At 67.7% G+C, this 11,207-nt stretch carries 8 protein-coding genes and 1 pseudogene; 4 read left to right on the top strand and 5 right to left on the bottom strand.

The window, feature by feature from the left end; all coding sequences use genetic code 11:
• Position 1: 1 nt before the first annotated feature.
• Positions 2-1,291: an ABC transporter substrate-binding protein gene (locus ACH4D3_RS13245; protein WP_398320712.1), complete on the bottom strand. Its 1,290-nt coding sequence runs from the start codon at positions 1,289-1,291 to the stop codon at positions 2-4.
• 642 nt (positions 1,292-1,933) lie between these two features.
• Here ACH4D3_RS13245 and ACH4D3_RS13240 point away from each other — a divergent pair.
• On the top strand, positions 1,934-4,012 hold the full coding sequence (locus tag ACH4D3_RS13240) for an NPCBM/NEW2 domain-containing protein (protein WP_398320709.1): 2,079 nt from the start codon (positions 1,934-1,936) through the stop codon (positions 4,010-4,012).
• A 195-nt stretch (positions 4,013-4,207) separates the two neighbouring features.
• Here the strand turns inward: ACH4D3_RS13240 and ACH4D3_RS13235 are convergent.
• Both ACH4D3_RS13235 and ACH4D3_RS13230 read right to left on the bottom strand, forming a co-directional pair.
• A pseudogene (locus tag ACH4D3_RS13235) lies at positions 4,208-4,345 on the bottom strand (IS481 family transposase); the annotation flags it as partial.
• A 415-nt stretch (positions 4,346-4,760) separates the two neighbouring features.
• Complete coding sequence (locus tag ACH4D3_RS13230) at positions 4,761-5,156, bottom strand: GNAT family N-acetyltransferase (protein WP_398320706.1); 396 nt, start codon at positions 5,154-5,156, stop codon at positions 4,761-4,763.
• Positions 5,157-5,472: 316 nt separating this feature from the next.
• Between ACH4D3_RS13230 and ACH4D3_RS13225 the strand changes: the two genes are divergently transcribed.
• Entirely contained in the window at positions 5,473-6,351 is an 879-nt protein-coding gene (locus tag ACH4D3_RS13225; protein WP_398320703.1) for a hypothetical protein, read from the top strand.
• Between the two features lie 396 nt (positions 6,352-6,747).
• The gene (locus ACH4D3_RS13220) at positions 6,748-7,473 is read left to right on the top strand and encodes an SDR family NAD(P)-dependent oxidoreductase (RefSeq protein WP_398320700.1); all 726 of its coding nucleotides are present in this window, start codon (positions 6,748-6,750) and stop codon (positions 7,471-7,473) included.
• A 353-nt stretch (positions 7,474-7,826) separates the two neighbouring features.
• On the opposite strand, the gene ACH4D3_RS13215 is transcribed toward ACH4D3_RS13220, so the two are convergent.
• Both ACH4D3_RS13215 and ACH4D3_RS13210 read right to left on the bottom strand, forming a co-directional pair.
• Entirely contained in the window at positions 7,827-9,998 is a 2,172-nt protein-coding gene (locus ACH4D3_RS13215; protein ID WP_398320697.1) for an exo-alpha-sialidase, read from the bottom strand.
• 280 nt (positions 9,999-10,278) lie between these two features.
• Complete coding sequence (locus ACH4D3_RS13210; RefSeq protein ID WP_398320695.1) at positions 10,279-10,644, bottom strand: hypothetical protein; 366 nt, start codon at positions 10,642-10,644, stop codon at positions 10,279-10,281.
• Between the two features lie 130 nt (positions 10,645-10,774).
• On the opposite strand from ACH4D3_RS13210, the gene ACH4D3_RS13205 reads away from it, so the two are divergent.
• Positions 10,775-11,155: a nuclear transport factor 2 family protein gene (locus tag ACH4D3_RS13205; protein ID WP_398320692.1), complete on the top strand. Its 381-nt coding sequence runs from the start codon at positions 10,775-10,777 to the stop codon at positions 11,153-11,155.
• Positions 11,156-11,207: the final 52 nt, after the last annotated feature.

The raw sequence follows: 11,207 nt of genomic DNA, 5'->3' as shown, positions 1-11,207 counted from the left end.
CTCAGGCACTCCAGATCTTCTGGGCGTCGCGCTGCCAGTCGGTGAGGATGGAGCCGATGGACTTGGGCTTGGCGATGAACTTGGTCAGCGCGGTATCGGCGGTGGGTTGCAGGGCGTCGCTGGAGTCCCGGTTGAAGAACTGGGTGATGTCGGTCGCCTCCTCGACGTGCTTGCGGCCCTTGGCCACCAGGGCGGTGCCGGCGTCCTTGGCATCGGGGTTGCAGGGCAGGACGGTGCCCGAGGAGCCCTTGATGTAGATTTCCTGGGCCTCGGCTGTGGCGAGGTAGCCCATCAGGTCGGTGACCCGCTCGGCGCGACCGGTCCGTGCGCTGGCGAAGTAGCCGTCCACGGGGGCTTCTTCTGCGAGCGGCACCTTGGGGTCGATGACCGGGAAGCGGAAGAAGTCGATGTCGTCGAGCGCGTCCTTGGGGGCAGCGTCGGCGAAGAATGTGCCGATCAGCATCATGCCGGTACGGCCGTTCAGCAGCGCGGTGGTGGCGTCCTGGAAGGGGATGGCGGTGCCGTTGGGGTCGAAGTACGGCAGCAGTTCCTGCCAGCGGTCGAAGACCTTGCGCACCTCGGGGTCGTCGAACCGGTGCTTGCCGGCGAGAAGTTCACGGTGGTATGCGGCGCCGTTGATGCGGATGTTGAGGTAGTCGAACCAGGCGGAAGCCACCCAGGGGGTGTTGCCGCCGGCTCCGAGGCCGATCGGCGCCACGCCCTTGGACTTGAGCTTGTCGCACAGGTCGAGGAAGTCGTCCCAGGTCTTGGGCTCGCTCACGCCCCACTTGGCGAAGTTCGACTTGCGGTAGAACATGCCCCACCAGTAGTAGGTGGACGGCACGAACACCTTCTGGCCGGTGCCGGAGGTGCACAGTGACTGCAGTGCCTTGGTGTAGCGCTTGAGATCGGGCGAGGAGGCCCACAGGTCGTCGAGGCCGAGCAGGAGGTCCTTCTCGGCGTAGGCGTCCGCCACGGATCCGGGGTACCAGGTGTAGACGTCCGGCGGGTTGGCGGAGGTCAGGTACGTCGGCAGCTGGGTGCGGAAGGTCTCCGCGGCGACCGTGTTGAGGGTGACACCACCGGCGTCCTTCTTTCCGTAGGCGGCGACCACTTTCTCCATCGCCGCCTTGGCCTGCGGCGCGGACAGGTTCGACTGCAGACTGACCGCGCCCGAGGAGGAGGACTTCCCGGACGACGTCGAGGTGACGCAGCCGCTGAGCAGCGCGGCCGTGCCGGTGGCGCCGAGTCCGGCAAGGAAGCGTCTGCGGCTGGTGTGCGGGTTCGACATGGATGGCTCTCCCTGGGGGATTCACGCGAGGGGGCCGTGTGGCCGGGGCCTGGGCGGGCCCGTCGCGGCGAATCAAGATTCGCGTGGCAATGCAGCCACGTCAAGATAATTACTAATTTATTTTCACCGAGGTGAGTCATGGCGCACCTCGGCAGCACGCCGCGCACCGGCACTTCGCGTCCGGCCCGGGCCTTCGTTCGCGCGCTCATGTCCCACGCCGCGGTTCAGGATTTGGCGATCTGGGTGCGGGGCGCGGACTGTGCCGGAGCGAGCGCCCCGGCGGCACGGCGACGACTGTGGCAGCCGACCGGAACCGTGTCAACATTAATGCCCAATTAACGAGTTGAGCTGCTGGGTGCACCTGCTCGCGGCCCAGATGAACACCATCCGCACCGGCCGGGGGGCCGGTCCGACCAGGAGCCCGGTCCGACCAGGAGCCCCTCGGGCCGACCGTCCGAGATTAATTTAGTAATTATTCTTGACGGGGTTCTGTGACGGCTGCAAGATCTGCGCAACCACCCGCAGGCGAGCAGGTATTGACCTGGTCCCTGGTAGACCGATGCGCCTCCTCTCACGCAGCGGCATCTCAGACATACGACCGGGACGGTTCGGCACGCCTGATCGGACTACGAAGGATCCGATGTGAAACGACATCTCACCGTCCTCCTGGCCCTGTTGACCACATTGCTGGCCATGCAGGCGCCCGCCCACGCCGCTCCCCCGGCCGGCGCCGCCGGCAAGGAGCCGACGGCTGAACAGCTCCTGAGCCCGACGCCGTACATGGGTTGGAACACCTACTACGCGCTGGGGGGCGACCCGACCGCTGCGGAGATCGAGTCGACCGCCGACTTCCTGGTCAGCAGCGGTCTGAGCGATGCCGGGTACAAGTACGTCTGGATCGACGGCAACTGGGCCGCCCCGACCCCGCGCAACTCGGCGGGCGATCTGGTACCGAACCCCGACCAGTTCCCCGACGGGCTCAAGCCACTGGTCGACTACATCCACGCCAAGGGCCTCAAGGCGGGCATCTACACGGACGCCGGCCCCTACATCCCCGGCAAGTGCGGCCTCGGCAGCCACGGTCACTACCAACGCGACGCCGATCAGTTCGCCGCTTGGGAGTTCGACGCCGTCAAGGTGGACTACCTCTGCGGCATCGCCGCCGATCTGGACCCGAAGACCGTCTACACCGAGTTCGCCGAGGCGCTGCGGAGCAACGCCGGCGGGCGCCCCATGCTCTTCAACCTCTGCAACCCCGTGACGTCTCCGGACTGGGGCAACTACCCCGAGGAGCAGCAGTCGACATACTCCTGGTCCTACGCACCGGCGATCGCCCAGTCGTGGCGGACGTACACGGACGTCGGCTTCGTCGGTGAGATCAAGTTCAAGGACGTGCTGCGCAACTATGACGCGAACGCGCGGCATCCCGAGGCGGCCGGACCGGGGCACTTCAACGATCCGGACTACCTGGGCCCTGAACTCGGAATGAGTGACGAGGAATTCCGCACCCAGATGACACTGTGGTCGGTCGCGGCTGCGCCGCTGGTGATCGGCAGCGACCTTCGCAAGCTCAGCAAAACCTCGCTCGCCACCCTCGCGGACCGCGACGTGCTCGCCATCAACCAGGACAGCGCCGGCGTACAGGCCGTGCGCGTCGGCCCTGCCGGCACGCAGGAAACCTGGGTGAAACGGCTGGCCAACGGCGACCGTGCGGTGGTGCTGCTCAATCGCGGTGACAGCCCGGCGACCCTGACCACGAAGGCGTCCTCGGTCGGCCTGACCGGGAAGCGGCTCACCCTCAAGAACGCCTGGACCGACCAGGTCACAGAGAGCTCCGGCACCATCAGCGCCGCTGTCCCGGCCCACGGTGCGGCCCTGTTCCGCGTCTCGCGGGCCGCCGGAAAGCCCGGTGCTCCGCATGTCGTCGCCGGTCTGCCCCAGGTAACACGGGTCGGAAACGACGCCGTGCCGGCCGGAACTGCCCCGGTAGTCGCCGGCGGTGACCGAGCCCAGGTCGAGGTCATCGTCCGCAATGACAGCACCCAGCCCGTATTCACTCCACGTGTCGAACTGACGGTGCCCGCGGGGTGGACGTCACACCCGGCCGGTGGGACGCCGAAGGTGCTGATGCCGGGACGATCGGCAACCTTCACTTCCACGATCACCCTGTCCGACACCGCCACTCCGGGCAGCCCGACACTGTCCGCGACCACCTCCTACGCCGTCATCGGCAAGGGACAACAGAGGCAGGAAACGCTCACGACGCTCGTGGTCGCGCCGGCACCACCGCGCGGCGACATTGCCCTGTCCCACCACCACTGGATCAGCGCGACGAGCGGATGGATGACTCCAACCGTCGACAGCAGCGTCGGCGGCTGGACGCCGATCAGTCTGCTCGGCCAGACGCACCAGACCGGCATCGGAGTCGCCTCCCCCTCGACGATCCGCTACTACCTGGGCGACCGGTGCACCCGACTGACCACCACCGTCGGGATCGACGACGCGGTACGCAACGTCGGCCCCGAAGGCGGCACGTCGACCTTCCAGGTGGTCGGTGACGGCAAGGTGCTGTTCGATAGCGGCGTCCTCACCCGTGACGCCACCCGCGAGGCCGACATCGACCTGACCGGCGTCCGTGTCCTCGCCCTGGTGGTCGACGACGCCGGTGACGGCGGCTACAACGACCGCGCGGACTGGGCCGGGCTGAACGCCACCTGCTGACCCGTCCCGCCGTGTCCGTGACCCTCTACGAGGAGCGGACACGCACGAGTGCCCTCGGAATGCGACCGCAGCATGCAAGTAGGCAGTTGTCGCTGGGACTCGGTGAACGGCAAGGGTGCTCCGGCCGCAGAACAAGTGCGGCCGGAGCACCCTTCTCCCCTTTTGTACGCCGAGGGCCTACTGGTCGAGCCGTCCGGTGGCGGCCTTCTCATCGCCGTGGCTATTGCTGTGGGCGAGGCGGCTGTGGTCGTCGACGGCGGAGTGGATGTAGTCGAAGCCCATGCCACTGCGGGTGGCGCGGCCAGCCTGGCGACCCAGGACGATCGAACTACCCCAACCACACGCCTACCTGCGATGGCTCAACGCCAACGTCCTTCACCCCGGCGTCCTAGCCGCTGAACGCAAGGAACGCACCCGCATCCGAAGCGAGAAGGAAGTCCGCTGGCGCGGACGTCCCCTCATAGCCGCGGCCTGATCAACCTGGCGAACCTACGCGATCACAGCACCAGACCGCCGACGCCCCCAGCACAAGGCACTCGCCCCCACCGCGCCGATCAGTGCTCTCCACCCGTTATGTCCCACGCCGTGGATCGTAGCCGCATCGGTCAGTCTGCGTAATGCGCACAGGGCTTGGCCACCAAGAGCTATAGCAGTCGACACGGACGCCTGCCGCCCCTACAACTACTCCAACTGCTGGCCCGACGAACCTATGCGGTCACAGCACTGGATGGAGATTGGGTCAGGGGAGCTACAGGGCGACGAGTCCGGCTGTCGTCTCCTTGAAGCCGCAGGCATCGAAGTAGAACGAACGAAGGTGCTCCTCGAAGTCCACGTGGAGCCACTCGCACTTCGCGGCACGAGCTTCGTGAGCAGCAGTTGCGACCAGCGCGCCCCCAACACCGCTCCGCTTGCGATGCTCGGCGACCACCGTGTCCAGGACGAAGGCGTGAACTCCGCCGTCCCAGGCCACGTTGACGAAGCCGATCAGCGAGCCGTCTTCGCAAGCGCAGACCCATCCGAGGCTGTGGCGCTCAAGTCGTTCTCGCCAGTCAGTCCGAGTGACCGGGTGGCCGAAACCGTCAGCATGCAGCGCGTTGAGGGCGGTGTTGTCGAAGTCGCCCCGCCATTCGTACTCGATCGTCACTCCTCGATCGTAGAGTCCGGGCCAGGTCCAGCAATCAATTTACGGAGCGAGGAGAACTCGCTTGCGGAGGAGTTCGAAACCAGCGCGGCCGAACATCTGGCGCTTGATCATCTTGATCCGGTTTGCCACCAGCCGGGCGATTTTCGGGGCGTACTCACCCTCCACCACACGGAGATCGGGGGCAAGGCCCGGATGGGCCGAAGCGCAACACCTGCCGAGTTTCGGCAGCGCTGCACGCCTGAGCGCTGCTGGGGGCACCCCTCGCGCCTCCGCCGGGTTCAGGGGATGCTGGTGAGCCTTACGGGAGGGGAGCGGGATGAGCCATGTGCCCTTTTTCCGGTGGGTGCTGACGCTGGGTTTCGTGCTCTTCGCCTGTGCGGTGGGGCTGTACGCGGCCGGACAAGACCTGCCTGAAGCGAGGCAGATCGACCTGACGGTCCTCGATGAGGAGCCCGATGGATCGTGCAGGGTCCGTTGGGACGACCCGTATCAGAATCGGGTGAGGGAAGCCTCCTACCAGTGCGATCCCGGCCGGTCCGACCTCCTCAAAGCGCCGCAGTATTCCGACAGCAGCGGCTACGGCTGGGAGACGGGGTTCATGCTCACCAAGGGGCCGGAGAGGGGGAATCTGGAAGACCTGGCCACCGGTGATGACCTCGGCCGTGCGGACGTCTTCCTCCTGTTCGGAACGTCACTCATCGCCGTCGGGCTGATCGGTGGGAACCTACGAGCCCTGCCCCGGGTCCTCGGGGTGCAGACACGACTGATCCGCCGTGCTGCTGATCTGTCCGAGGCCGCGATGTCGGCGGCTGAGGACTACGACCGCGCCGTCGCGGAGGTAGGGGAGGCAGGACGCCACGGCATCCTGCCCCATGATGCCGACATGGGCTCCGGTTCCCGGCTGGTCACGGCGCTCTGGGTACTGCGGGAGGCGGGCCCGCAGGCAGCGGAGACGGCGGCTATCGGCCGGAAGCTCACGAGCCGCATCCACGCTCTGCTGGACGACGCGGCCCCCGCCACCGGGCTGCGGAGCATGCTGCAGGCCGGCCCGACAGCCCGGTTGAACGCCGCACAGGCCGTTGCCCAACTGTGCGTGCTGCTCGACGACGCGGAGCGGAACGGCCTGCGCGAGCGTTTCGCACAGGCCTCGCTGGGCCGCGAGTTGCTTCGGCCAACGTGCAGGCATGAGAAGTAGCGGTATGACGGTGATGTCCCGGGTCCTGGTCCGACTTGGACCGGTTCGAGCGGGCCGTGACCTCGACCGGACTGGTGGCGGCACCGAGGTCGTTGGCGTACGCCTCCCGGCGTTGCGCCGACCACACCGAGGCGCCACCGTCCGACGCCTCGGCGAGCGTGTGGGTGTGCAGTTCGAGCCACGCGCTCGTCGCCGTCAGTACTGCCCCGGCGGGTCTGTCCGAGCACCACGAGCCGGTAGTGGCTGGCCTCCAGGGAACGGAGAACGCCGTGGCACTATGGATCAGCAGGAGCTCGACCACGAGGTCGAGTATCGGCTGGTCGGTGAGCCGGGCCTGGGCCCGCCATCGCGACAGCCGGCGCCTGGACATGCAAATCTGCTGTTGGAGGACGAGCTGTGTCGACCATTGCAATCGTGGGGGCGGGTCCGCAACTCGGGTTCGCCATCGGAGCGAAGTTCGCTGAGAAGGGCGGCTTCAATGTTGCGCTCGTGGCGCGACGTGAAGCACAACTCGCCACCATGGTCGACAGGTTCCGTAACGCAGGGGTGTCGGCTGCCGCTTTCGCGGCCGATGTCACTGACCGCCCGAGCCTCGCGAAGGCACTCGCGGCCGCAGCAGAGCACTTCGGATCCATTGACGTCCTGGAGTACTCGCCTGCCCCGACATTGTCGGACCTGGCGGACCGGCCACTCGTCTCTGCGGTCGATCTCACTGTCGAAGCGGCCCTGCCCGAGCTCGAGACCAACTTCTTCGGCGCGGTCGCCGCTGTTCGCCAGGTGCTCCCCGGCATGATCGACCGCGGTGTCGGCACCATTATCGGCACGAGCGGTGCCGGATCGGGCCCGATGGTCGTCCCACAGGTGGCCAACGCGAACGTCGCGAACGCTGCCATGCGCAACTGGTTCCTCGCACTGAACGAGTCACTCGCCGACCGCGGGGTGCACGTCGCGCACGTCGCCCTGGGCGCGAGGATCGGAAGCGGTCGACCGAACTCGGAGCCGGACGTGATCGCCGACCTCTACTGGAACGCCCACGTCGAGCGAGACGCCCCCGAGGTCTTCCACTACGACCTGCCCGAAGAGTTCGAATTCCAGCTCGCAGACAAGTTCAGGGTCGACTGAGTTCGGCTCGGACTCTGGACCCCGTCGCGGATCGGCGAGGGTGCTGAGTAGAGCGGGATGTCCCGCCTGGAGGGGCGGGACACCCCGCTTGCGCAGCGGCTCTGCGTCGGCCGGGCCTGACCGGGTCAGTAGCGCAGGTACCAGTCCTTGAGGCCGGAGTCGGTCATCGGATTCTCCCTTTGTGACGCGATCCCTGTACAGGGACCAAGGAAGAGCGGCGAGGACCGGTGCCCCGCGTGCCAAAGTGCACACTCACAACCCCGCCGCTTGACCGTGAGGCCAAACGGCGCCCGGTGGTGTAGGCGATCAGTCGTTCTGACGTGGCGGTGAGGTTGTCTCCTCTGCTCAGGCGGTCACCAGGCTGATGTGGTGGCGATACTGCCGCCCCAGGTTTCCCGTTCGGTGCCCTCGGCGGAGTTCCACCACCAGTGCGAGAGTGTTCCGTCGGACGCGGCACCGAAGACGTGCTGGGTGTCACCGACCACTTGCGCCACCGGGTCCGAGGAGATCGGGCCGGGCCACACGGCGTAGTTGTTGCCTGTGGTCGGGTCCCACCACCAGTGGGCGAGCGTGTTGCCCGTGGTGCGGGCGAAGACATGCTGCTGTCCCCCGTGCGCGAATGAGACGGGCGGTCCGGCGAGCGCGGTCGGGGTGCTCAGGACCTGACTCATGACCACCTGGTCCGTGCTGTCCCACCACCAGTGGGTGAGCCGGCTTTCCGGGTCGGCGGCGTAGACGTGCAGCTGGCCCTTGTGGACGAGGGCCGTGGCAGCGCCCCTGGCCGATCCCGGCCAGAGTTCGTGGCGGATGCCCGGGCCCTTCGTCCACCACCAGTGGTGGAGCCGGCCGTCGGTGCCGGTGGCCCAGACGTGCTGCTGCTCGCCGTAGCGCACGGCGACGGGGTCACCGGCGAGGGCGCCCGCGGCGGCCCAGACCTGCTGTTTCAGGGAGGCGGTGCCGGCGTCCCACCAGGTGTGCAGGAGCCGTCCGTCGGTCATGCGGACCCACGCGTGCTGTTGGCCGGAGGCGACGAAGCCGGTGGGTGCTCCGGCCACTGTGCCCGCGGCGAGCCAGGTCTGTGAGGATAGGCCGGTCGTGCTCCAGAACCGGTGGATGAGGCTGCCGTCGGTGCCGCGCGCGAGGACGTGTTGTTGGGCGCCGTCGTTGAAGGCGACCGTCTTCCCCGCGATGCCCGTGCCCCAGGTGCCGCGCTTGACCGTGCCGTCGGCCTCCTCGAACCAGTGGCCGAGGTCACCGGCGGGTGTGGGTGCGAACAGGTGCAGCTGGTCTGGGCTGGTGGTGGACAGCGCGCCGGTGTTCTGGTTCAGGGTGAGGGCGCCCGCGCCGGCGGGGAGGTCCAGGTCGGCTTCGGTGAACGTGGCGAACCTGATGTCCTGATGCTGCTTGGTGGTTCCGGCTTCGTAGAGGATGCCGAAGGTTCCGCCGCCCAGGGCCGTCATGGAGCTGTAGGCGGAGTACCCGTCCTTCACGAGGGCGCCGTCGGCGGCATCCTGCCAGGTGAGACCTCCGTCGAAGGAGGAGCGGATGGTGAGATCCTCGCGGTTCGGGCCGACCGGGGCGGCGAACAGGGCCCGGTCATAGCCGTCGCGGTTCATCTCGCGCAGGGCGAGGGTCGACGCCTGTATGCCGGTGCCGGGCAAGTCCATGTCCGGGAGGAGTGCGAATTCGGACTTGAAGCTGAGCCCCTGATCACCAGAGACCGCGTAGACCGCCCTGTCCCTGGTCTCGGAGTCGCCTTCCTCATTGCGCGCTGTCACGAAGAGGCTGCCGTCACCGCGTTCGAACAGACTCAGCTCCTGTGCTCCGATAGCCGGTTCGGCCCCGAGTGAGGAGGCGCCGAGCCTCCAGGTGAGGCCACCGTCGTCGCTGTAGATCAGCGCTCCGCCCAGGTTGGCCGGCGCGGCCCCCGGTGCCACGCGTACCGTCATGCCGGCGACCAGGCGGCCGGCGTGCTGTCCGTGGGTGAGCTGGATGGCGCTCGCGGGACCTGTCGCCATCTGGCCGGCGTACAGGGCTCCCCAGGCAGTTGACCAGACGTCGGCGGAGACGTCGTCCGCGGCCGTCCAGTGCAGGCCGTCGTCCTCGCTGGCGATGCGGTGGATGTGGTCGTAGTTCTCGGTGTACAGCACGACGACCCGACCCGAGGCGGCGTCGACCACCGGCGTCACATTGTGGTAGATGTGCCCGGCGCTGTGCCGGGCCACCACCTGCAGGGCACTCCATGCGCCGTTGACGTACCGCTTCACGACGATGTCGATGGAGGCCGTGTCAGCGCAGCTGCCAATCCGGCCCTCGGCGAAGGCGAGCAGAGTACCGTCGGCGGCCTTGACCACCGCGGGGGCCCGGAAGCACACGTAGGAGGCGGAGGCTCCGGCCTCTCGCTCGCCTTCGGTGAACACCGTCGTCTGCGATCTGGTCAACGGAGCCGCCGCCGCAATACCGGCGGGCAGGACCAGCGCGGACAGCACCGCCCAGACCACCGCAATCACAGTGGTCAGGGACACGGCTCGCCTGCCGCCACTTGGCGCCCGCACCCTGCGCGGCGGTCCTGGTCTGGCCGTCGTTCCGACAGCACCCACGTCTCACTCCCCGTGCCCATGCGGGGATCGGGCGGCCGCGGCGACGCTGGCCGGTTCCCCCTGGCGAATGGCGACCCCCCGCCCGGCCACCAGTCAGTCTCAACGAGGCCGGTGAACCGCGGATGAGGAGAGGGTGAACGCGGCAACTGGCCGTGCGAGGCCCGGCTGATGGTCCCTTCTTCCGTTCGGCCGAGTGCGCCGGCGCCTAGAGACCGTGCAGCCCACGGGCCGCGCCGAGGCCGACGATCTTGCCTTTACCGCCCGCGACCACGGCCGCACCGCGCCGCCACTTCGGCTGCCGCTGCTGCATCGGCTGCAGCAGCAAGACCCCGTCGCCCGCCCTGGGAACGGCCCTCGCGCGCAAGGCCATCGACGCCGGCGAAGCATTCATGGTCAAGGGAGTAGCCGATCGTCTGACGGCCGCTCCGCCATAGACAAGCTGCCCTCCTCGTCGATCGGCGCCCAGTTGTACGAGCTGGGGACCGGACGACATGTGCCGCGGCACCCGGAAGCCATCGCCTGCATCCGGGCATTCCGGGCCGACGACATCGAGACCGCTCTGCGCGGTCATCGGCCGCATGGGTCAGGCGCTCCAGGTGCTCGCAGCGACCACCGTCCAGTAATGTGACCGGGATGGTTCACCGTGATCGGGTATCGGCTCGGGGAACGAGCGCACGCGAAACAGCTGGTATTACTGAGGCATGCAGGAAGAAACCGCACGCTCCGCGATCGACACGTTCATCTCCGCGTTCAACGCCTCGGACGACAGCTATGTGACTGCCCTGCTCTCCCAGGCCCTCACCTCAGACGTGGTCTTCTGGGGACCGTTGGGCCGCAGCGAAGGAATCGCGGAGGTCGAGCGGTTCGTGCTGGACATCCGGCGCCACCCGGCGGGGACCGGCACGATGGTGCGCTGCTCAGCGGTGGACATGCCTGACGAATGGGCCCGGTACCAGTGGGTCTTCACCACACCTGATGGAGGCCCCCGCCTGACGGGAACGGACATCGTCCATCTGCGACGGAGCCTCATCGACCAGGTCATCGTCTTCGCGGGTGAGATCGAGCCGTCCGCCTCCGGGTGACGGAGGGCTGCACCAGCACGGGTACTCGTACTGTATCGACCCCTCGGGCGGG

The organism is Streptomyces sp. NPDC018026 (genome assembly GCF_044327745.1).
GTDB lineage: Bacteria > Actinomycetota > Actinomycetes > Streptomycetales > Streptomycetaceae > Streptomyces > Streptomyces rubrogriseus.
Note: the sequence above shows the minus strand (reverse complement) of the source record. Positions and strands in the feature narration are given on the sequence as shown.

Coding starts and splice junctions, on each gene's coding strand:
- ACH4D3_RS13210 (WP_398320695.1), bottom strand. CDS start 10,644: ATGACCGCGCAGAGCGGTCTCGATGTCGTCGGCCCGGAATGCCCGGAT.
- ACH4D3_RS13225 (WP_398320703.1), top strand. CDS start 5,473: ATGAGCCATGTGCCCTTTTTCCGGTGGGTGCTGACGCTGGGTTTCGTG.
- ACH4D3_RS13245 (WP_398320712.1), bottom strand. CDS start 1,291: ATGTCGAACCCGCACACCAGCCGCAGACGCTTCCTTGCCGGACTCGGC.
- ACH4D3_RS13205 (WP_398320692.1), top strand. CDS start 10,775: ATGCAGGAAGAAACCGCACGCTCCGCGATCGACACGTTCATCTCCGCG.